At 66.6% G+C, this 21854-nt stretch carries 23 protein-coding genes; 14 read left to right on the forward strand and 9 right to left on the reverse strand.

The genetic code is table 11. The features are described from left to right. Positions 1–62 precede the first annotated feature (62 nt). Entirely contained in the window at positions 63–3110 is a 3048-nt protein-coding gene (locus tag ACSC1S_RS13770) for an FAD-binding and (Fe-S)-binding domain-containing protein (RefSeq protein WP_435364824.1), read from the forward strand. A gap of 23 nt (positions 3111–3133) precedes the next feature. On the opposite strand, the gene ACSC1S_RS13775 is transcribed toward ACSC1S_RS13770, so the two are convergent. The 4 genes from ACSC1S_RS13775 to ACSC1S_RS13790 all read right to left on the reverse strand — a co-directional run bounded on the left by ACSC1S_RS13775 (position 3134) and on the right by ACSC1S_RS13790 (position 6506). Further along, the gene (locus ACSC1S_RS13775; protein WP_435319416.1) at positions 3134–3610 is read right to left on the reverse strand and encodes a hypothetical protein; all 477 of its coding nucleotides are present in this window, start codon (positions 3608–3610) and stop codon (positions 3134–3136) included. Next, on the reverse strand, positions 3607–3972 hold the full coding sequence (locus ACSC1S_RS13780) for a hypothetical protein (RefSeq protein WP_435364825.1): 366 nt from the start codon (positions 3970–3972) through the stop codon (positions 3607–3609). Before ACSC1S_RS13780 ends, ACSC1S_RS13775 begins: the two co-directional genes overlap by 4 nt. A 2-nt stretch (positions 3973–3974) precedes the next feature. After that, positions 3975–5726, reverse strand: coding sequence for an Nramp family divalent metal transporter (locus ACSC1S_RS13785; protein WP_435364826.1), 1752 nt, complete (start codon positions 5724–5726; stop codon positions 3975–3977). A gap of 144 nt (positions 5727–5870) precedes the next feature. After that, complete coding sequence (locus ACSC1S_RS13790) at positions 5871–6506, reverse strand: ArsR family transcriptional regulator (RefSeq protein ID WP_435364827.1); 636 nt, start codon at positions 6504–6506, stop codon at positions 5871–5873. A gap of 420 nt (positions 6507–6926) precedes the next feature. On the opposite strand from ACSC1S_RS13790, the gene ACSC1S_RS13795 reads away from it, so the two are divergent. From ACSC1S_RS13795 to ACSC1S_RS13825, 7 genes are all read left to right on the forward strand, one after another. Next, positions 6927–8243: an ABC transporter substrate-binding protein gene (locus ACSC1S_RS13795; protein ID WP_435364828.1), complete on the forward strand. Its 1317-nt coding sequence runs from the start codon at positions 6927–6929 to the stop codon at positions 8241–8243. Positions 8244–8291: 48 nt separating this feature from the next. Next, on the forward strand, positions 8292–9380 hold the full coding sequence (locus tag ACSC1S_RS13800; protein ID WP_435364829.1) for a branched-chain amino acid ABC transporter permease: 1089 nt from the start codon (positions 8292–8294) through the stop codon (positions 9378–9380). Continuing rightward, positions 9377–10516: a branched-chain amino acid ABC transporter permease gene (locus tag ACSC1S_RS13805; RefSeq protein WP_435364830.1), complete on the forward strand. Its 1140-nt coding sequence runs from the start codon at positions 9377–9379 to the stop codon at positions 10514–10516. The genes ACSC1S_RS13800 and ACSC1S_RS13805 overlap by 4 nt, the downstream gene beginning before the upstream one ends. Further along, positions 10513–11316: an ABC transporter ATP-binding protein gene (locus ACSC1S_RS13810; RefSeq protein ID WP_435364831.1), complete on the forward strand. Its 804-nt coding sequence runs from the start codon at positions 10513–10515 to the stop codon at positions 11314–11316. Before ACSC1S_RS13805 ends, ACSC1S_RS13810 begins: the two co-directional genes overlap by 4 nt. Next, positions 11313–12077, forward strand: coding sequence for an ABC transporter ATP-binding protein (locus tag ACSC1S_RS13815; RefSeq protein WP_435364832.1), 765 nt, complete (start codon positions 11313–11315; stop codon positions 12075–12077). Before ACSC1S_RS13810 ends, ACSC1S_RS13815 begins: the two co-directional genes overlap by 4 nt. A gap of 346 nt (positions 12078–12423) precedes the next feature. Beyond that, positions 12424–12645 carry a DUF7996 family protein gene (locus ACSC1S_RS13820; protein WP_435319425.1) on the forward strand — a complete coding sequence of 74 codons (222 nt, stop codon included), beginning with the start codon at positions 12424–12426 and terminating at the stop codon, positions 12643–12645. Between the two features lie 49 nt (positions 12646–12694). Next, complete coding sequence (locus tag ACSC1S_RS13825; RefSeq protein WP_435319426.1) at positions 12695–12949, forward strand: DUF8006 family protein; 255 nt, start codon at positions 12695–12697, stop codon at positions 12947–12949. 7 nt (positions 12950–12956) lie between these two features. Here the strand turns inward: ACSC1S_RS13825 and ahbB are convergent, their stop codons facing one another. Continuing rightward, complete coding sequence (ahbB, locus tag ACSC1S_RS13830) at positions 12957–13988, reverse strand: siroheme decarboxylase subunit beta (RefSeq protein WP_435364833.1); 1032 nt, start codon at positions 13986–13988, stop codon at positions 12957–12959. A gap of 125 nt (positions 13989–14113) precedes the next feature. On the opposite strand from ahbB, the gene ACSC1S_RS13835 reads away from it, so the two are divergent. Further along, entirely contained in the window at positions 14114–14608 is a 495-nt protein-coding gene (locus ACSC1S_RS13835) for an Ig-like domain-containing protein (protein WP_435364834.1), read from the forward strand. Between the two features lie 97 nt (positions 14609–14705). Beyond that, positions 14706–16058 carry an MmgE/PrpD family protein gene (locus ACSC1S_RS13840; protein WP_435364835.1) on the forward strand — a complete coding sequence of 451 codons (1353 nt, stop codon included), beginning with the start codon at positions 14706–14708 and terminating at the stop codon, positions 16056–16058. Between the two features lie 24 nt (positions 16059–16082). On the opposite strand, the gene ACSC1S_RS13845 is transcribed toward ACSC1S_RS13840, so the two are convergent. Beyond that, positions 16083–16634, reverse strand: a complete 552-nt coding sequence (locus ACSC1S_RS13845) for a DsrE family protein (protein WP_435364836.1) — start codon at positions 16632–16634, stop codon at positions 16083–16085. A 134-nt stretch (positions 16635–16768) separates the two neighbouring features. Continuing rightward, a complete protein-coding gene (locus ACSC1S_RS13850; RefSeq protein WP_435364837.1) occupies positions 16769–17125 on the reverse strand; it encodes a hypothetical protein in 357 nt (118 codons plus the stop codon). A 137-nt stretch (positions 17126–17262) separates the two neighbouring features. Between ACSC1S_RS13850 and ACSC1S_RS13855 the strand changes: the two genes are divergently transcribed. The 3 genes from ACSC1S_RS13855 (at position 17263) to ACSC1S_RS13865 (ending at position 19673) form a co-directional block, all read left to right on the forward strand. Continuing rightward, positions 17263–18084 carry a phosphosulfolactate synthase gene (locus ACSC1S_RS13855; protein ID WP_435319432.1) on the forward strand — a complete coding sequence of 274 codons (822 nt, stop codon included), beginning with the start codon at positions 17263–17265 and terminating at the stop codon, positions 18082–18084. 73 nt (positions 18085–18157) lie between these two features. Then, a complete protein-coding gene (locus tag ACSC1S_RS13860; RefSeq protein WP_435364838.1) occupies positions 18158–19222 on the forward strand; it encodes an anthranilate phosphoribosyltransferase in 1065 nt (354 codons plus the stop codon). A gap of 43 nt (positions 19223–19265) precedes the next feature. Continuing rightward, positions 19266–19673, forward strand: coding sequence for a cytidine/deoxycytidylate deaminase family protein (locus ACSC1S_RS13865; RefSeq protein WP_435364839.1), 408 nt, complete (start codon positions 19266–19268; stop codon positions 19671–19673). Here the strand turns inward: ACSC1S_RS13865 and ACSC1S_RS13870 are convergent, their stop codons facing one another. Continuing rightward, entirely contained in the window at positions 19674–20651 is a 978-nt protein-coding gene (locus tag ACSC1S_RS13870; protein ID WP_435364840.1) for a succinylglutamate desuccinylase/aspartoacylase family protein, read from the reverse strand. It abuts the gene before it with no gap. 41 nt (positions 20652–20692) lie between these two features. Beyond that, positions 20693–21214 (reverse strand): GNAT family N-acetyltransferase, encoded by a 522-nt coding sequence (locus ACSC1S_RS13875; RefSeq protein ID WP_435319436.1) that lies wholly within the window; start codon positions 21212–21214, stop codon positions 20693–20695. 80 nt (positions 21215–21294) lie between these two features. Between ACSC1S_RS13875 and ACSC1S_RS13880 the strand changes: the two genes are divergently transcribed. Continuing rightward, a complete protein-coding gene (locus tag ACSC1S_RS13880; RefSeq protein ID WP_435364841.1) occupies positions 21295–21813 on the forward strand; it encodes a peptidylprolyl isomerase in 519 nt (172 codons plus the stop codon). The last annotated feature ends 41 nt before the right edge of the window (positions 21814–21854 follow it).

Consider the following 21854-nt stretch of genomic DNA (forward strand, 5'->3'; position numbering starts at 1 on the left):
CGGCCGAGCGAATGTAGCCACCTTCGCCCCCTTTTTTGTCGTGATAGTCGGTAGCTCTCGATATGGCACGGAGTGAAGGGTCTGGCACGGACCCTGCGGCGGACAGGCGGAGTTCTTTCGACTACCGGAGCGACGAGGTAGCCGAGACACCGCTCCAGGCAACGCTCGACGACCGCATCGATGGGGAGGTGCGGTTCGACACGTACTCGCGACAGCTGTACGCGACCGACGCGAGTATCTACGAGAAGACACCCATCGGCGTGGTGTTCCCGCAGTCGACCGACGACGTGGCTGCCGTCGTGTCGCACTGCGCGGACGAGGGCATCCCGGTCCTCCCGCGAGGGGGCGGGACCTCGCTCGCCGGACAGACGGTGAACGAGGCGGTCGTCCTCGACTTCTCGCGCTACATGGACGGCGTGGTGTCGGTCGACCCCGACGGGCAGACCGCCCGCGCCCAGCCCGGCGTCAAGCTCGGCCGGCTGAACACCGAACTCGCTGAGCACGACCTGAAGTTCGCCCCGGACCCGGCGTGGGGTGACAAGTCGGTGCTCGGGGGGGCCATCGGCAACAACTCGACCGGCGCGCACTCGCTGAAGTACGGCAAGACCGACGCCTACGTCGAGTCCTGCGAGGTCGTCCTCGCCGACGGGACCGTGACGACGTTCGAGGACGTCCCGGTGGACGACCTCGGCGAGTACGCCGACCCGGACGGCGACCTGGAGGAACGCATCTACGCGGAAGTCCAGCGCGTGCTCGACGAGGAGGCCGACGAGATACGCGAGAAGTTCCCCAGACTGAAACGGAACGTCTCGGGGTACAACCTGAACTACCTGCTCGACCAGGCCGAGGAGGAGGGCGTCGTCAACCTCTCGAAGCTGCTGTCCGGGAGCGAGGGCACCCTCGCGGTCGTCACCGAGGCCGAGGTCGCCCTCGAACCCGTCCCGGAGACGACGGCGCTGACCATGCTGTGCTACGACGACCTCGTCGCCGCCATGGACGACCTGCCGGCCATCCTCGAACACGACGCGGCCGCGGTCGAACTCGTCGACGACGTGTTGCTCGACCTCGCACGGGAGCGCCCCGAGTTCGAGCAGGTCGCCGACCAGCTGCCAGCGGGGACCGAGGCGACCCTGCTCGTCGAGTTCTACGCCGACGACGAGGACCACGGCCGCGAGCAGGTCGCCGCCCTGCTCGCCGACCGCCTGGCCGACTACGAGCCCGAAGGCGAGGCGACCGACGGCGGCGAAGCCGTCAGCGTCGACCAGCCCGCCCGGGCGTTCGACGCGCTGGAGGCCTACGACCCCGAGCAGATGGCGAAGATATGGAAGCTGCGCAAGTCCGGCCTCCCGATTCTGCTCTCTCGCACCGGCGACGAGAAGCACATCGCGTTCATCGAGGACACCGCCATCCCGCCGGAGAACCTCGGTGCCTACGTCGCCGACTTCCAGGACATCCTCGACGAGCACGACACCTTCGCCAGCTTCTACGCCCACGCCGGCCCGGGCGTCCTCCACATCCGCCCGCTGGTGAACACGAAGTCGGTCGAGGGTGTCCAGACGATGTACGACATCGCCGACGAGGTGACCGACCTCGTCGTCAAGTACGACGGCTCGGTCTCCGGCGAACACGGCGACGGCCGCGCCCGCACCGAGTGGAACAAGAAACTGTACGGCGAGCACCTCTGGGGCGTGTTCCGCGACCTCAAGAGCGCGTTCGACCCGGACTGGCTGTTGAATCCGGGCCAGGTGTGTGGCGACGTGGACATGACCGAGAACCTGCGTTCCGGCCCCGACTACGAGTTCGACCTCGGCTTCGACCCCGAACTCACCTGGGACAACGAGAACGGGATGCAGGGCATGGTCGAACTGTGTCACGGCTGTGGCGGCTGCCGGGGCGACCAGGACACGACCGGTGGCGTGATGTGTCCGACCTACCGCGCCTCGGGCGAGGAGATAACCGCCACCCGCGGCCGGGCGAACATGCTCCGGCAGGCGATGAGCGGTGACCTGAGTCAGGAGGAGCAGTTCTCCGACGAGTTCAAACACGAGGTGCTCGACCTCTGTATCGGCTGCAAGGGCTGCAAGAACGACTGCCCCAGCGGGGTGGACCTCGCCAAGCTCAAGGTCGAGGTCGAACACGAACGCCAGCAACGCGAGGGCGTCCCCCTGCGGAACCGCCTCTTCGCGAACATCCACGAGCTCTCGAAGCTCGGGAGCATGACCGCCCCCATCGCGAACTGGATGGCCGACTTCGGCCCGGCCCGGAAACTCGGCGAGAAGCTGGTCGGCATCTCCGCGGACCGCACCCTGCCGACGTTCCACCGCGAGACGTTCCGTGACTGGTTCGAGTCCCGTGGCGGGTCGACGGTGCCGAAGTCGGCGGCGACCCGCACGGTTCTGCTGTTCCCGGACACCCACACCAACTTCAACGACCCCGAGTCCGGCAAGGCCGCCGTCAGGGTACTCGAAGCCGCGGGTGTCCACGTCGCGGTCCCCGACCTCGGCGACACCGGTCGCCCGGCGCACTCGAAGGGCGTCCTCGACAAGGCACAGGAGGCGGCCCGCGAGAACGTCGCTTCGCTCGCCCCGAAGGTCCGCAAGGGCTGGGACGTGGTGCTGGTCGAGCCCTCGAACGCGGTGATGTTCCAGTCGGACTACCTCGACCTGCTCTCGGGCGATTCGGTCGAACAGGTCGCCGGCAACACCTACGGAGTCTGTGAGTACCTCGATTCGTTCGGCCTCGACGAGAACATCGACTTCGTGGCCCCGGACGAGTCCCTGGCCTACCACGGCCACTGCCACCAGAAGGCGACCCAGAAGGACCACCACGCGGTGGGCGTCCTTCGCCGGGCCGGCTATTCGGTCGACCCGCTGGATTCCACCTGCTGTGGGATGGCCGGGAGCTTCGGCTACGAGGCCGAACACCGCGGCATGACCGAGGCCATCGCGAACATCCTCTACGACCAGATCGACGCCAGCGAGGCCGAGCAGATCGTCGCCCCCGGTGCCTCCTGCCGGACCCAGCTGGAGGACCGTGACACGCTGGGCGACGCGGCCGAGAGCGAGGAACCGCCGACGCCCATCCAGCTCGTCGAGCAGGCACTGGCCTGAGATAGCGGTCCGAGAGGACCGACCTACCGGTCGACGAGGAACCGGCGCAGGCTCTCGCGCGGGCTGAACCCGACGCCCTCGACTGGTTCCACGACGAATCCCTTCTCCTCGCCGAGCTCGACCAGCACGTCCCGGAGCGACGCCACCTCGACCGGGGCGTGGATACGGTAGCCGTAGGGTGGTCCGTCACCGGTGTCGATGGCGAGCTTCGGCCGGCCGAAGCGTCCACCGTCGTACAGCCGGACCGCCTCGATATCCTCGTAGGAGAGCGAGACGTGTCGCTCGGCGTGGTCGAGGACGGCCGTGGGTCCGTCTTCGGCACACCGCTGGGCCATCTCCCGGGCACGTTTCCGGTGCCCCCCGGTGACCAGCCCGAACATGGGCGTCACGGTCGCGTACTCGCCGATCTCAACCGAGTCGTCGGTGAACAGCACGTCCGCGATTCGCAACGGGGTCGTGCCGGCCATGCAGTGGTGGACGTGGACGTGGACAGTGGTCATCGGTCCTCACCCGCCACCGCCCGGCGGAGGACGAGTGCACCGCCGGCGACGAACAGCGCCCCGGCGACCTGGTTCCCGGTGAGGACGGCGTAGCCACCCGCCCCCATTCCGAGGAGCCCGACGAGGAAGAGCACGCGCGAGCCGGTCGTCTGCAGGCCGGTCGCCCCCTCGCCGACGTAGGACTCGGCGGCGTAGGTACAGACCATCACCGTGAGGGCGACGGCGACGATGGGAGTCCGGATGGGTTCGCCGAGCCCCCGGGCGAGGACGATAGCGACGAGACCGGCGAGGTAGAGGACGAGTCTGGCCCGGGTGAGCTGGCGAGCAACCCGGTCGAATCGCCCGCCCCTCGTTGCCGACATCGTCACGAGAACAGCCCGTCCGCCTCCTCGGCGGCCTCGACGGTCTCCTCGGCGCGCCACTTCGCCTTGGCCGACGCCGACATCACGTACACCTGGGTGATGGCGAGCACGACGAACAGCGCCAGCCCACCGGGCGCGCTGCCGGCCGCGCCGATGGTCACCCGGAAGACCGAGAGGCCGAGCAACTGCTCGAAGGTGTTGCCCACGAGCAACACCGAGAAGTACCCGAAGAAGGCGGTCGCCCACCACATCGCGATGATGCGCGGCCAGCCCGGCTGGGTGTGTTCGGGGAGTCGCCGGGTGTTGATGAGCAGCGTGAGTGCGGTGTATGGCCACATCATCGCCCCGGACATCGCGGCCGCCGTCAACAGCAGGCCGAACGGCTGTTCGATGGGAATCGGGAGCGTGAGGATGAGGATGCCCCAGCCCGCGAAGGCGGTGAGCAGGTACCAGAAGATGCGCGGGAGGCTCCAGCCGCGTTCACGACCGACCGACTCGTAGATGACGTCGGCGCTGTTGCGGACGACGGACTCCACGATGGCGTACTCGGTCGTGAACAGGGCGAGGAAGAGAACGCCGTACAGGAGCGCCCCCGCCAGCGGCGAGAGGTCCGGCGCGACGCCGGTCAGCCACATCTCGACCCCGCCGGCGTCCGTCGCCGTCACGTAGGTCGCCGCGATGGCCATCATCGCCGTCGCGGTCACGAGGACGCCGAGGACGAACGTCACGAGGTGTTCCAGCTGGGCGAGTCGCCACCAGCCGCGCCAGCGGCGCATGTTCTCGACGGTGGCCTCGAACGAGAAGCCGTCGCGGTGGATTATCTCCGGCTCGTCGCCGACGATTGGGTTGAGCACGCGACCCTGGTAGCGGCCCATCCCGTACCCCTTCTCGCGGACCCAGAGCGACTGGGAGAGGTTGAGATACCCGCCTGCACCCGCGTACGCGAGACCGCCGAGGAACACCGCGACGTCCTCGTCGGCCGGGAGCGTCCCGATGCTCACCGCGCCGAGCGGGATGTTCGTGAGTTCGCCCGGGTCGCCGACCAGGACGAACAGGCCCATCGCGCACAGGACCGACGAGGCAACGAGGACCGCGGTGACGCGTTCGACCACGTTGTACATCAGCGGTGTGAGCTGGTACGAGCCCCAGATGAGCAGCATCAACAGGATGCCGTAGGCCTTCCAGCCGAGGAACTCGTAGCTGAACAGCGTGAACGTGGATTCGATACCGAGGCCGGTCGCCCCGACCTTCGCGGCTGTCCCCGCCCATCCCGGCCAGCCGAAGCTGACGAAGCCGAGGATGAGAAAGAGGACGGGCCAGGCCCGGTGGACGCGCTCGAACGCCCGGAAGATGCTCTCGCCGGTCGCGAGCGTCCAGCGCTGTATCTCGGTGTTGATGACGAAGTGCGTGAGGACGCCGACCCAGAACGCCCAGTAGATGCTCCAGCCGTTCTGGGCGACGAGCAGGGGCCAGAAGATGGTCTCCCCGCTCCCGAGCGAGGCCCCGAGCATGATGGCGCTCGGGCCGAGGACGTGGGTCAGCTTCGGGACGCGAGGCAGGTCCACCAGCCGATACGAGTCGCCCGTCCCCGGGTCCGGGTGTTCCTCGTCTTCGGGGGCGACCTCGAGATTGTCGTACGCGGTCGGGGCGTACGCCGAGGCCCGGTACTCGCGGCCCTCCGACGGCGATGCGTACACCTCGGGCTCCTCGTCGACGGTCTCATCTACAGACTCTTGCTCACGTTCCATCGCCATCTGTCTGTCACCCGGTCCCCGCCGTGCCTACCCCCACGGGGACCCTGCTACCACGTGTCGTGTCTATCCAGTAGACTGGATGCCGACGGTTTATATCTATCCGTCGGGAGCAGCGAACCCCGACCCGTGGCCGGAATCGCGGGGTTACCCCCCGAGGAAGTGCCAGATGTGCCCGCGCTCTTCGGGCGGGTCGACGCCCGGAAGTTGCTTGAGCGCGGGCTGGATGGCGTTCCACCAGCCGTCCGCGGTCTGGAACTCGGCCGGATGCTCGGGGAAGACGTCCTGGAGGAAATCGCCCTTCTTCGCGCTCGGGTTCTCCGTGAGATAGTCGTAGGCGGCCAGCACCGCGTCCTGCCGTGCCTTCGCGGTGCTCCCCGTTCCGGGAATGTCGACGTCCTCGACCGCACGCTGGACCGCTGCGGGGTACTCCGCCAGCGGGTCGTCGGGGGCGGGCTGTTCCGGAATAGTGTGTTCGCGTGCACGCGTGTCCGCGTCGAGGCTCTCGTCGACGGCGTCGACCCGGAGCGGCCGCCACCAGACCCGCCCCCGTGCACCGACCTTTCGCGTTTCGAGGTCGCCGCGCTCGACGAGGTCGTTGAGCTTGTTGTGGACGGTCCGGCGCGAGCAGTCCAGCTCTTCGAGTACGTCGCTTGCGGTGAGCGGGCGCGCCCGATCGGCCTGTCCCTCGAACACGGCGAGTGCGGCTTCGAGCGGGATACGGTCGGAGAACTGCCCGTCGTCGTTCCGGTCGCGCTCCCGCGCGCCACCCTCGGATGCCATGTCACACCGTGGTACATCTCCCCGTATAAGCCTTTACACACGAGTGAACCACCGTTGCAGTCGTGTGAAGCCGCCGCTACACACGTGTGAGTCCGGCTCATGTCACCAGTTCACACGACTATACGATGTGCGTTTCGTCCGGTCAGCAACAGTAATAACCGGCAAAATCGCAGTACCTGACCGTTTCAGTTGTATGAATTCTTGGTTCAGTCGACTGAACTCCCCGGAGCGAACCCCTGGGTCGCGTGCGAAGGACTAGAGTAATGGTCACAGAACAGATCAACCGAGCGACCGAGGAACCCCAAACCACAATTTCAGGCCCTGAGACCCGAGAAAATCGCAATCTACCCCACACCTTAAATAGTAATAACAATTACTACTTGGGAAACCTATTTATACCCTTGTTCGTATGCTTGTTCCATGCCAGAAAACGGCAACAACAGTGGTAGCACGGTGCACAGACGGCGGTACCTGCAGGCACTCGGGACGGGGGCAGTCGCAGCGTTCGCCGGCTGCGCAGACACCAGCGATCCCGACACCAGCGGTGGTGGCGGTGGCGGTAACAACGGCGGCACGCAGGGTGGCACGCAGTCCAGTGGGGAGGACATGTCGTTCAAGGTGGGTGTGATCACCTCGCAGTCCGGCTCGTACTCCTTCCTCGGGCAGGGCGAAGTGCAGGGCGCGAAGCTCGCGAAGGCCGACCTCGAAGACGAGTTCGGCGTCGACATCGAGCTCGTCACCGCGGACACCGAGACCGACCCAGGGACCGGTCTCGAACGCATGAAGCGCCTCGTCAACGAGGACCAGGTCGACTTCACGCTCGGTGGGGTCTCCTCCTCGGTCGCCATCAAGATGGGCAACTGGGCGTCGGACAACGGCGTCGCGTACATGGCAGCCGGGTCGCACTCCGACGCGACGACCGGCGGCAAGTGCGCCTCGAACATGTTCCGCCCGACGTGTTCGAACTCCATGCTGGCGAACGCACTCGGCACGCAGATGGCGGACTACGCGGACTCGTGGTTCGTCATGTACGCCGACTACACCTGGGGGCAGACCGGCGCGAAGGCCATCAAGGGTGCCCTGAAGGCCAACGGGGCGACCATCGAGGGCGAGGTCGGCACGCCGTTCCCCTCGCAGGACTACACGCAGTACCTCAACGAGGCGGCGAACTCCGGCGCGGACGGCCTCGCGGTCGTCATCGCCGGGACCGACCAGCGCATCGTCACCAAGCAGTTCCTCAACAAGGGCATGGACGAGGACATGAAGATGGCCGGGCCGCTGTTCGAGGAGTCCGTCTTCTGGGGCATCGGGAAGGAGGCCGCCTCGGCCGCCGGCCTGTGGGCGACGCCGTGGGCCGCATCCTCACCGGCGACCGACCTCGGTGAGAGCGTGAAGCAACGCGTCGCCAGCGAGTTCGGTGCATCGCCGTTCTCCCGGCACTTCATGGGCTACACCTCGATGGACCAGCTCACCCGCGCGGCCATCCGCGCCGGCTCGAAGGACGCCGCCGACATCCGTGGCGCACTCGAGGGCCACGAACTCGAGCACAAGCTCAAGGAAGGCAAGATGTACTTCCGGGCCGACGACCACCAGCTCATCCAGCCGGTGTCGACGGTCCAGGCCAGGGAGCAGTCCGAGATGCAGGACGACCCCTACAAGAGCTGGTTCAAGCACACGAGCAAGACGCCCGGTGACGAGGTCGCCCGCGAGCCCAGCGAGACGGGCTGCAGCCTGTAGCGTCGCCGACCCATCACCAACCACACTATCTAGAGAGAGTACGCAGGAATGACCGAAACACCACAATCAGGTGTCGTCGAACGTCTCAGGGAGGAGGCACTCGCCTCGCCCCGGCTCGCCGCGACAGCGGCCGTGCTGGCGGTCCTCCTCGGAATCGCGTTCGTGACCAACCCCGGCCTGTTCGTCGACCAGGCCATCAGCGGCCTCGTCTACGGGATGATACTGGTCCTCATCGCGCTGGGCCTGTCGCTCATCCTCGGACTGATGAACGTCGTGAACTTCGCCCACGGGGCGCTGTTCATGCTGGGGGCGTACCTCGCCTACCAGCTCGTCGCCGTGATGAACTTCCCGTTCTTCGCGGCGCTGATCGTCGCCCCGCTGCTCGTCGGCGTCGTCGGCGCGGCCATCGAACTGCTCGCGCTGCGCCGGCTGTACGGCCAGGAACCGATCGTCGGCCTGCTGGCGACGTTCGGCCTGACGCTGATGCTCCAGGAGTGGATCCGCTACCAGTGGGGGTCGACCCCGCTGTCGATGGAGATTCCGGCGTCGCTCTCGACGACGACGAACCTCGGCGTCACGAGCGTCAGCACGTTCCGGCTGTTCACCGTGGCGGTGTCGACGGTCGCCATCGTGTTCGTCTACTACCTCGTGACGAACACCGACTTCGGGCTGACCGTCCGGGCGGGCGTCCAGGACGCCGAGATGACCGAGATACTCGGCGCGAACCTGCCCATCCGGTTCACCGCGACGTTCATCCTCGGGGCCAGCATCGCCGGCCTCGGCGGTGTCCTCCGCGGGGCGGAGGTCGGCCTCCAGCCGGACATGGGCATCTCCTTCATCATCATGACGTTCATCGTCGTGGTGGTCGGTGGCGTCGGCTCCATCTTCGGGAGCGTCGTCGCCGGGTTGCTCATCGGGTGGGCCATCCTGCTCACCAAGCCCGTCCTCAAGGGCCTGAGTGAGGTGACCCAGCCCGTCGTCCAGCCGGTCGTCGATGCGGCCGGCCTCGGCATGACCATCGGGCCCGAGTGGCTCGTCATCCCGAGCGTCGGCGGGCTCGTCCCGTTCGTCGTGATGATCGTCGTGTTGCTCGCCAGACCACGCGGCCTGTTCGGCACGGAGGGGTTCCTCGAATGAGCGACGACGCACCCGACCTCGCCAGCGACGGCGAGGGCTACGGGACCGGCATGGGCGAGGCCACCGACAGGAGCCTCCTCTGGGAGTTCCGTATCCCGCTCGCGCTCATCGCGCTGGTGCTCGTCCTCCGGCCGGTCGTGGCCCACGAATGGGTGCTGGGCTACGGCAACATCGCGACGACCATCCTCATCTGGATGATATTCGTCGCCGGGTTCAACCTGCTGCTGGGGTTCACCGGTGTGCTCTCGTTCGGGCACGCGATGTTCCTCGGTATCGGGATGTACTCGACGGCCATCGGGCTCTCGAAGTTCGGCATCCCGTGGTTCCTCGGAACCGTCATCGGCCTCGCCGCAACCGCCGCGGTCGCGTTCGGCATCGGGAAGATAATCGCCGAGAAGGGCGAGATATACTTCGCGATGCTCACCATCGCGTTCGGGGAGGCGTTCTACTACGTCGTCAACCAGAACCCCGGCGGGCTCACGGAGGGGTCGGACGGCATCTCCAGTAACACCCTGCCGGCGTGGATTCTCGCGGACCGGGGCGACAAGTTCGTCTCGTTCGTGGGCATCCCCGACTTCGACTGGTACTGGCTCGTCGCGATATTCTTCGTCGTGGCGACGGTCGGCCTCTGGCAGCTGCTCCGGTCGCCGTTCGGCCGGACGCTCCGGGCCATCCGCGAGAACGAGGAACTCGCCCGCGCCATGGGTATCGACACGACGCGCTACAAGGTGTACGCGTTCACCATCTCGGCGCTGTTCGCCTCGCTGGCGGGCTCGCTGCTCGAGATCAACGACCAGGGCGCGGTCCTGGAGACGTTCCACTGGACGACCTCCGGCGACGCCGTCCTGATGTCGGTGCTCGGCGGGATGAACTACTTCGCCGGGCCGTTCGCCGGCGTGTTCGTCTGGCTGGGGAGCGAGGACTACCTGACCGACTTCGAGCTGCTCCAGCTCCCGCTGTCGGAGTTCGCGCTCGTCACCCTGAACGTCGAACCGTACATGGAGCACTGGAAGTTCCTGCTCGGCCTGCTGTTCGTGCTCATCATCCTCTCCTCGCCCCGCGAGGGGCTGTGGGGTGGCCTGAAGGGCGCGAGCCAGCGGGCCGCGGCCCGCCTCACCGGAGGTGACACCGAATGAGTACCAAAGAAGCATCCACGACCACCACCGAACCGACAGACACCGTCGCCTTGCGGACCGACGAACTGACCAAGGCGTTCGGGGAGCTGTACGCCAACGAGGACGTCTCGCTGGCCATCCCCGAGGGCGAACTGCGCGCCATCATCGGTCCCAACGGGGCCGGGAAGACGACCTTCTTCAACCAGGTCATGGGCGTGCTCGAACCGACGAGCGGGTCGGTGGAGCTGTACGGCGAGGACATCACGGGCCTCCCCGAGCACCGCCGTGCCCACGTCGGCATCGCCCGGTCGTTCCAGTCGAACCAGCTGTTCACCGACGCGACCGTGCTGGAGAACGTCCGCATCGTCGTGCAGACGGCGGAGGCGGGCGAGTTCAGCCTCGACCTGCTCGGACAGGGCCAGTCGGTCGGCCTGAAACGGGCCCGGTCGCTCCTGCGCCGCCTCGGCCTGGACCACGTCGCGGACACCACGGCGAAGAACCTGAGCCACGGCGACCAGCGCCTGCTCGGTATCGCCATGGCGCTCGCGACCGACCCCGACGTGTTGTTGCTGGACGAACCCACCTCGGGCATGAGTCCCAGCGCGACCACCGAGACCGCCGAGCTCATCCAGGACATCCACGAGGAGTTCGACCTGACGATGCTGCTCATCGAGCACGACATGGACGTCGTCCTCTCCATCAGCGACAGGGTCACGGTGTTGAACCGCGGCGAGGAACTCGCGACCGGCACGCCCGCAGAGATCCAGGAGAACCAGGCCGTCCAGGACGCCTACCTCGGCGGCGTCAGGGAGGAACTATGAGCGCGGACAGCCCTGCAGACCCCATCGACGCCACCGACCGTCGCCCCGGCGAGGACCCGCTGCTCAGCATCGACTCGCTGGAAGCCGGCTACGAGACCGGGCAGGTCCTGTTCGGTGTCGACATGGAGGTGTACGAGGGCGAGCGCGTCTCGCTGCTCGGCCGGAACGGGGCCGGGAAGACCACGACGATGCGCTCGGTCATCGGGACCGAGGTGCCCGAGGTTCGGTCGGGTTCCATCCGGTTCCGCGGTGACGAACTCGTCGGGAAAGCCCCCTACGAGGTGGCCGCGACCGGCGTGAGCCTCGTCCCGGAGGACCGCCGGTGCTTCCCGGCGCTCACCGTCGAGGAGAACATCCAGATGGCCATCAACCACGCGCCGAACCCGCGTGGCCGCGAGGAGATCCTGGAGTCGTTCCCCGAGTTGCAGGAGATGCGGACGAAACACGCCCGGAACATGAGCGGGGGCGAACAGCAGATGCTCGCCATCGCCCGGGCACTCGCGTCGAACCCCGAGATGATGCTGCTCGACGAGCCGTCCGAAGGGCTCGCGCCCTACATCGTCCGGCGCATCGAGGACATCATCACGGACATCAACGAGGAGGAGGGTATCACCGTCCTGTTCGTCGAACAGAACGTCGGGATGGCGATGGCGGTCGCGGACCGCCACTACATCCTGGACGAGGGCCACATCGTCGAGGAGGTGACGACCGACGCACTGCGCGAAGACGAAGCGCTCCGCCAGCGCTACCTCGGCGTCTGAGCGGAGCCACCACTGCAGGCATCCCACTGCAGACATCCCACTGCAGACATCCCACTGCAGGCATCCCACTGCAGACATCCCACTGCAGGCATCCCACTGCAGACATCCCACTGCAGGCATCCCACGATTCCCACACCGTTCTTTCGAGGGTCCACGTTCCAGCCAGCGGCGGCGCACTCGCCGTGCACAGCCCCAGTGACGCTTTTGGTACGTCACGTAGTAGTCACACGTGGACGCACGTCACACGCTCCATGGTTGACAGCACGCGTGCGTCCATCCCCGTACTTCGTTCGACACCTGTAGCCGAAACCGTGAGTTTCACGCTGGCCCAGCCGTAGGGCCATGTATGGGAGAACATTCGACGACCGCCCTCGACCGTGATGAGACGGTGTTGGCCGGGCTGACGGTCGCGTTCGGCGTCATCGTCCCCGGAATCCTCAAGTACATGCTGACCGCGGCCGGCTACCCGTTCATCGGGACGGTCGCGTGGGCATGCGGATTCGGCGGCGTCGCGCTCGCCTTCTGGTTCCGCTGGATTCGCCCCCTCGACCTCACCGGGCCAGAGTAGCCACGTTTCGTTAGCATTAAGGCCGCTTCGTCGGGAGTATCGACCAAGGATGACCGCGCTCCCACTACAGATAATCGACAACTTCCTGCTCCAGTACAACGTCGGGCAGGCGCTCCTGGCAGCGTTCATTCTCTCCGTCGTCGGGGCGCTCCCGCTGAAATCTGCCAAGATAATCGGCATCAACGTCGTCGCGTTCGGCGCGATCTTCGTGCTGACCCCGGCGAGCCTGGCACCCGTCGAGTACACGTTCCTCGGAATCGGACTGCTCGTGCTCGGCCCGATGATCCTGTTCAGTTCCAAGTAGAACCGCTTCAGACCAGTTCGTCGTACTGCGCGCCCGTCTGTTTCAACGTCTCCGTCGAGTAGAGCCGCTCGTGCTCGAACGGCAGGTACTCGCTCGCGAGTTCGTCCACCTTCTCGTCGACAGCCTCGGCCTCGCGCCCGTGTATCATCGTGAACAGGTTGTACGGCCAGTCCTGTTCGGGCCGGCGCGGCCGGTGGTAACACAGCGTCACGTAGGGGAGTTCGCCGACCGCCAGCCCGCGCTCGTCGAGTTCGTCGTCGGGGACGTCCCAGACGACCATGCAGTTGTTCGAGAAGCCGGTGACGACGTGGTTCACGATGCAGCCGATGCGCTTGATGCAGCCGTTCGCCTGGAGGCGCTCGATGGCGTCGAGCACGTCCGAAACGTCGACGTCGAGGTCGGCCGCGAGGTCGCGGTAGGGCGTCTGTGAGAGCGGGAAGCCGTCCTGGATGGCGAGCAGCAGGTCGCCCTCGAAGGCGGTGAGGTCGCCCGTCGCGTTCTCGGAGATGCGGGTGGCGGAGACGTCCGTGGATTCCAGACTCTCTCGGGCGAACCGGTCCGAGTTCACGACCGGGAACTCCAGGTCGATGTAGTAGTCGGTGAGCATCGGGAGGTTCAACACCTCGCAGCCGGTTCGCTCCTCGATCTCGCCGAGGATGCGGTCGCGGGTCTCGCGGGAGCCGGCGGTCACGACGAACCACATGTTCCACTCGTGCTGGCGGCGGTAGTTGTGGTTCACCTGCCGGTAGCCGTTGATGACCCCGGCCACCTCCTCGAAGCGGTCCTCGGGGGCCTTGACGGCGGCCAGCGTCGAGGAGCCGATGACGGGCGGATTCAGCACCGGGCCGAATCGCCGGAAGACCCCCGACTCCCGGAGGCGGGTCACGCGCTCGAACGCTTCGGCCGCGGTGACGCCGAGGTCGTCCCCCACGACCTCGAAGGGGTCGGCCGTCACCGGGAAGCCAGACTGGTACTCGTCGATGAGGCGAGCGTCCACGTCGTCGAGGCTCGCTCGCCAGTCACCCGACTGCGTGTTCATCGCCGGTGCTAGGGAGTTCGGGAGGGTAGGTGTTTCGAACGGCGACGTCCACGCCGAACCGGACACCCGGATGCATGAACTGCCATGCATGGAGGGGAATACGAGCGCCTGCGACGACCGATTCGATGGCCGACGGTGACCACACCCGCCGACGGGTCGTGAAACTGCCGTTCGCGACCGCCCTCTCGCTCGGTGTCGGTGGCTGTCTCTCCGAGTCGACGCCCGGGGCGACGACGACAGCGCCCGGGGCGGCGACCGAGCGCGAGACGGGAACGACCACGTTCAACCAGACCTATCCCACCGACGTCGGCACTGGCGACGACCACGTCGACGTTCGCGTCTCGAACGGGACCGACGAAACCCGCCGCTTCAGGGTTCGAATAACAGACGAGTCGTCTGGAGCGGCCGTGTTCGACGACACGTTCAGTCTTCGGCCGGAGCGCCAACGCTACCTCGACCTGTTCGAGCATCGGGCGTCCGGCGTGTATCTCGTGGCGGCGAGAACCGACTCGGCGGACAGGGCCACGTACGAGTGGAACCTGGACGACCGTCCTGCCTCCGGTCGGTTGTCGGTGTGGGTGGACGACGATGGCATCCAGTTCGGCTACAGGATCGCGTAGCACGGCGACCGGACCCCCGTCACGACCACCTCCGCACGTCGTTCGGCTTGAGCACTCGTGGGTACCGGCTTTCCGGGTGTGCCCCGCATTCTCTAGCATGGTCGAAACCCAGACATTCGCCGAGTTCGTGCCCGCCGTCGAGTACGACGCCCTCCCGGACGACGTGGTCGACGAACTGAAAAAGCGCGTGCTCGATTCGCTCGGCATCGCAGTGGCCGCCCTCGACGCCGAGACGACAGACACCGTCTTCAGCACCGTCACCGAATACGGCCGGGACGGACCCTGTCGGCTGTGGGGCCACCGGGCGCGAGCCAGCCCCGACGAGGCCACGATGCACAACACGAGTCTGGTGCGGTACCTCGACTTCATGGACTCATTCCTCGCGCCCGGGGAGACGCCCCACCCGAGCGACAACATCGCGGCCGCCATCGCCTGCACCGAGGACGCCGGCGGCACCGGGAAGGACCTGCTCGAGGCCATCGGGGTCGCCTACGAGGTACAGGGCGAACTGGCCTGGAACGCGCCGGTCCGCGACCGCGGCTGGGACCACGTCACCCACACCGTCATCTCGTCGGCCTGTGCCGCGGGCAAGGCCTACGGCCTGGACCCGGACGCGCTGGCGAACGCCATCGGCATCGCCGGCACGGCCCACAACGCCCTGCGGGTGACCCGGACCGGCGGCATCAACGAGTGGAAGGGCGTCGCCAGCGCGAACGCGGCCCGCAACGGGGTGTACTCGGTCCGACTCGCCCGCCACGGGATGGACGGGCCGACGAACCTGTTCGAGGGACAGAAGGGCTGGCAGCAGGTCATCTCGGGTGACTTCGAGGTCGACCTCGACCCGACCTGCGAGCGCGTGTTCGACACCATGACCAAGCGCTACGTCGCCGAGACCTATGCACAATCCGCGGTCGAGGGCATCATCCAGCTCGCCGAGTCCGAAGACATCGACCCGGCACAGGTCGAGCGCATCCATCTGGACACCTTCGCGGGCGCGAAGCTCATCATCGGCGGCGGCGAGGGCAGCCGCTACGAGGTGGAGACGAAGGCGCAGGCCGACCACTCTTTACCCTATATGCTGGCGGCGGCGCTGGCCGACCGCGAACTCGGCATCGACGCCTACGACCGCGACCGCATCCGGCGCGAGGACGTCCAGACGCTGCTCCGGACCGTCGAGGTCAGCGAGGACGAGGCGTTGACGACGCGGTTCGAGAAGGGGGAGATGCCCGCACTGCTCCACGTCACGCTCAAGGACGGCACCACCTACGAGATCGAGAAATCGGGGTTCCAGGGCCACCCGACCGACCCGATGGCCTGGGAGCAGGTGGAGGCGAAGTTCCACGACCTTACCCAGGGGCGGTACGACGAGGACCACCGGAATGACATCGTCGAGGCGGTGTTGCAACTGGAGCAACACGACGTGGAGGACCTGGTCGCGCTGTTGAAGTAACGGCCGGTGACCGGTCCGGCCAGCCTACGGCGTCTCGATGTAGGCGAACCCGTCGCGTGCCTGGAGCTTGGTGAGCTCGCCGACGCCCGCGGGGACGGTCTCGACGACGTCCAGGAGGTCGGACTCGCCCACGTCCAGTGCCGCCATCGAGTTCTGGCAGGCCCGGAACGAGACACCCTGCTCGGCGAGCGTGCGGACCTTCTCGGGGTAGTTCGATTCGGACTCGGTGAGCAGGTAGATGCCCTGCCCGTTGGCGACGAGGACGGTCTGGTCGACGGGCGTCGAGTCGTCTGCCAGCAGGTTCGCGACGTTCGCGACGGCGTGGCGCTGTTCTTCCGGCGGCTTCGAGAAGTGAAAGACGGTGCTCATGGCTGGGTCATCGGGTTCGGTGGTGGTTTCGTCGGTCGTGTCGGTCTCGGTCGGCGTGTCTGTCGTCGTATCGGCACGGCGCTCCGTCCGGGTGTCGGTCGGTGGTTCGGTCCCAATCAACCCGGCATCGGTGCAGCCCGCGAGGCCGAGCGTGGCACCCGTGCCGGCGAGCCGGAGGACCTGACGGCGCGTTCGTTCTGAACCCATTCACGACACACTTGCAGCCCGGGACCCCTTGCTACGAGCCTGCTAAGTCCGCCAGAATCGGAGAGACAGCGGCTAGGCGGTGGATAAACCGCACCGCACGCCAGCGACGGAGGGCCGCCTGCCGGGTTGGCCGGTCAGCGACCGCGGTCGTCGTTCCCCTCGTTCACGTCGATGTGGACTGGCTCCTGGTCGTGGCTATCGCGCCCGCCCTCCCCGCCGAGGAGCTTCGAGCGCAGGTCGTCGGCGACCGACTGGACCTGGTCGCGCAGCGTGCTGACCTCGCGCTCGAACTGTTCGACAGAGCGCTCGACGTAGTGGACGCGCTGGATGGGGATGCGGCGGACGAGGTCGCGGCCGTCCTCCTCGCCGGTCTTCAGTATCCAGTGGTCCTGGAAGTACGCGATGTGCTCGTTCTCGACCGTCTTCTCGACGGTCTCGCCGTCCGGGTCGTCGTACACGATGACCGCCTGTCCGAGTTCTCTGTCGACCATACTCGAGACGAGGGACTCCAGACGGGTAACGGGTGGGCACAGACGGTTAGGCCGTCGGGGACAGGACGCCCACCGCACAGGGAGCGTCTTGTGTTACCAAGCCGCACTCCTAATCGACTTGCGACCCAACTTCCCTCATGGCTCGCGCCTTCGACTTCCTGCACGTCAACGACCGGCCGGAGAAACCCCGCGACCGCGGCATCACCGAGATTCGCGGCCCGTACTACGACCCGATGGGGCCCCGCGAGTTGCGGGACATCCTGGAGACGATGGGGGAGTACGTGGACATCTACAAGTTCTCGGGCGGCTCGTTCGCCCTGATGCCCGAGGAAGCAGTGAAAGAACTCATCGACACCTGCCACGAGTTCGACGTCATGGTCTCGACGGGCGGGTTCGTCGAGAACGTCCTCGTCCGCGATAACGACCTCGTGGACCGCTACATCGAGGAGGCGAAGAACCTGGGATTCGACATCGTGGAGATCTCGTCGGGCTTCCTCGCCATCGACACCGACGACCTCGTCGCCCTGACCGAGACGGTCGCGAACTACGGGCTGAAACCGAAGCCCGAGATCAACGTCCAGTTCGGGGCCGGTGGTGCCTCCAGCGTCGAGGAACTGGAGAGCGAGGCGGCCATCGACCCGACGAGCGCCATCCGCGAGGCCGAGCGCCACCTGGAGGCCGGCGCGTACAAGATAATGGTCGAATCCGAGGGCATCACCGAGCGGGTGCGCGAGTGGCGGACCGACGTGGCCTTCCAGATCGCCAACGAGGTCGGCATCGAGAACTGCGTGTTCGAGGCTGCCGACCCGCCGGTGTTCGAGTGGTACATCAAGAACTTCGGCCCGAACGTGAACCTGTTCGTGGACAACTCCCAGATCGTCGAGCTGGAGTGCATGCGCTCGGGGCTGTGGGGCAAGAAGACCTCGTGGGGGCGGACCGCGAGCTACAGAAAGGAGTAGCGAGAGTCCCGACGTTCCCGTGGCCCGAGAACGGACCGGGCGACTTTTGGCCGGACCGTCCTAACGCCCGTCCATGACGAAAACGTCCCAGGAGTACGGCGAGTGGCCGCTGAAACGGCTGATGACGGAAGTGTGTGGCTCGGGTCCGAAGTCCGCGGAGGACCTGACACGCGAACAGGCCCGGGAGGCGTTCCAGCGCATCCTCGGCGGCGAACCGGACGATCTTACCCTCGGGGGATTCTGGCTGGCGAACCGCTGGAAGCACAACAACGCGGCGGAACTCGGCGCGTACACCGACGTGATGCGCGAGGAGAGCGTCGTCACGGCGGAGCCGGACTGTGACCCGGTCGACTGCGGCGCGAACTACGACGGCAAGGGCCGCTCGGCCATCTTCGGCGTCGGCGCGGGCGTCGTCGCCGCGGCGGCCGGCACCCCCGTGGTCGCGCACTCAGGTGACCGCGTCCCCACCCAGAAGCAGGACGCCTACAAGCACGTGCTGGACGAACTCGGGATTCGGACCGAGCTCTCGGTCCAGGAGTCTGCCGACATGGTCGACGAGACCGGCTTCGGCTTCTACTACCAGCCCGAGTTCAACCCGAAGGTCCACGCGCTCTGGGAGCAGCGCGACCAGCTCGGCGTTCGCTCGTTCGTCAACACCATCGAGACGCTCGCGAACCCCGCGAACGCCTCGGTCCACCTCGGCTCGTTCTACCACCTCGCGTTCGCGAAGAAGGTGTGTGACACCTTCGTCGAGAGCCGCGAGAGCGACGTGGACAAGGTCGTCATGTTCCAGGGCATGGAGGGGTACGACGACATCCGTCCCGGGTACACCAAAGTGGCAGAATGGGACGGTGAGGAACTCTCTGACTACGAGATCGAGACCGCGAACTTCGGCATGGACTTCGAGAGCGAGGACCTCGAAGTCGAGAACGTCGCCGAAGAGTCCGCGACCATCACCGAGGCGGTCCTGGCGGGCGAGCGCGACGACCAGTTCGCCGACGCCATCGCCCTCAACGCGGCCTTCCGGATGTACGCCCGCGATGACGTGTCTGCCCTCGACGAGGGACTGGCGGCGGCCCGCGAAGCCATCGAATCGGGCGACGCGGCCGCAGTGCTAGACGACCTCCGAGACTTCTGAACTGTAACCGCACCCTTTTGGTGCCGACACTCGAATCGAGGGCATGGACTCTCGGTCACTTTACGCTGCAGATTACGACCTCATCCGTGAGGCGGAAGCCTGCCTCGAAGAACACTTCCACCCGGAGCGACACGACGTCGCCTCCGCCCTCAGAACGGAATCCGGCGAGGTGTACACCGCGATCAACGTGAACTCCCGCATCGGGAACGCCAGCGTCCACGGCGAACCGGTCACCCTCGCGAACGCGCTGAAGGACGGCCACACCCGGTTCGACTGCTCTGCGGCGGTGTACTACCCCGGCAACGACCCGGAGAACGACCCGGCGGTGACGTCGGCCTGTGGGGGCTGCCGCGAACTGCTGTACGATTACGACATCGAACTCGACATCATCGTCATGGACGACGGCGACGTTCGCAAGGCGAGCATCACGGAACTCCTGCCCGGCAGGTAATCACTCTTCCAGCGGAACCGCGACGCTCGCGAGCCGGTCCCCGCCTTTGACTGTCGCTTCCCGCGTTATCGCGTAGAGGATTCCATCGCGGGTCACCTCGGCGCGCTGGAGCACCTCGTACGTCGTCGGGTCGTACACCACACCGAGGTCGTCGCCCGCCGACACCGTCTGGCCGAGTTCGAGTCCCCCTGCCGGGCGGAACAGGCCCGACTCCCCGGCGTCGACCCGCCCGAGGTGGTTACGCGCGAGCCGTGGCTCCCCGGTCGGAATCACCTGCCCGTCGAGCACGTCGAGCGAGCGGAGCACGTTCAACACGCCACGGACCCCGATCTTGACCGCGTCCTCGACGATCTGCTTGTTGTGGGCGAGCTCTGGCGTGATGGCCGGGATGCCCTCGCGGGCCGCGACGACCCGGAGTTTCCCGTCGAATCCGCGGCGATGCCACGAGTCGGGGGCTTCCTCACCGGCCTGTTCGGCGAGCAGGAGGTCCGTCCCGAACACGTTCGCGAGGTCGCGAGAACCGGGGTCGCCCTCCATGAACACCGTGTGGGTTTGCATGTCGGGACTCCCCGTGTGCAGGTCGACGATGGCGTCGGCATCGCCGGCGTACTCCCACAGGCTGGCCACCATCCGCTGGTGGACCGTCCCCTTCGGGTTCCCTGGCCAGACGCGGTTCATGTTCGGGTTCACCGAGTCCAGGACCTCCGGCGTGGTGTACGACACCCGGTCGAACGTGAGCGGGTTCGCGACCGGGACGACGACCACGCGACCGCGTAGCTCCGTCGTCGGCAACTCGTCGTGCAGGCGGCGGCACACCTCCGTTCCGTTGATCTCTCGGCCGTGCTGGGCAGCCTGCACGTACACCGTCGGGCCCGCATCGGGACCCTCGTAGCTGTGGACCGTCGTCGTGATCTCCACGCCCGACGGGAGCCGGGCGAGTGTCACGCGCTCTCTGCGATGGCGAGCCGAGCAGGTCATTCGATAGAATCGTTCGGGTGGCTGGCTCTTGAATCTGCGCACTACCGAGAAGACCGCAAGACTGCGTAGAGGTGGCTATCGACGTGCTCGCCGTCGATATACTCGTGTTCCCGCAACACCCCTTCGCGCTCGAACCCGCACTTCTCCAGCACCCGCCCGGACGCGTCGTTGCTCGCGAGGGTGTCCGCGGTCACCTTGTGCAGGCGGAGTTCGTCGAAGGCGTAGTCGACGACGAGGTCGACCATCTCGGTGGCGTAGCCCTGCCCCTGATACTCGGGGACGACCCAGTAGCCGAGGCGCGCCCGTCCGGGGACGTGCTCCACGTCGAACAGCGCGACGAACCCGACGCGGTCGCCGCCCTCGGTCGCGATGAACGCGAGGTTGTCCCGAACTGTCACCGAATTCAGGAACGATTCGGCGTCGGAGATGGTCTGTGGGAACGCGCGGGTCAGTCGACCCCTGAGGTCGGGGTCGTTCTGGTACTGCCTGAGGAAGTCGAGGTCTGTCGGTTCGACCGCCCGCAACGAAAGCCGGTCCCCCCTGAGGAACGTCGTGTCAGCCATGCCGCGAATAGACGGGTGCAAAGAGGGTAAGCGTGCCGACAATCCACAACGTTTTCCCCCGGCAGGCCGTCGGTCCGAACATGAGTGACCTGACTGCCACCATCCACACGAACCGCGGCGATATCGAGGTAGAGCTGTACGACGAGCGCGTCCCCAACACGGTCGACAACTTCGTCGGCCTCGCCACAGGCGAGAAGGCCTGGTCCGACCCCGAGACGGGCGAGACCATCGAGGGCGAGCCGCTGTACGAGGACGTCATCTTCCACCGCATCATCGAGGGCTTCATGATCCAGGGCGGTGACCCGACCGGGACCGGCCGCGGCGGCCCCGGCTACCAGTTCGACGACGAGTTCCACGAGGACCTCGGCCACGACGGCCCCGGCGTCCTCTCGATGGCGAACGCCGGCCCGAACACGAACGGCTCGCAGTTCTTCATCACGCTCGACGCCACGCCGCACCTCGACGGCAAGCACTCCGTCTTCGGCAAGGTCATCGACGGCATGGACGTCGTCGAGGAGATCGGCTCGCTGCCGACCGACGCCCAGGACAAGCCGACGCAGGACGTCGTCATCGAGTCCATCGACGTTCACGACGAGTAAGTCGCCACAGACACCCGTTTTCTTTCGACGCCACATCGACC

The organism is Haloarchaeobius pelagicus (assembly GCF_051207375.1).
Taxonomy (GTDB): domain Archaea; phylum Halobacteriota; class Halobacteria; order Halobacteriales; family Natrialbaceae; genus Haloarchaeobius.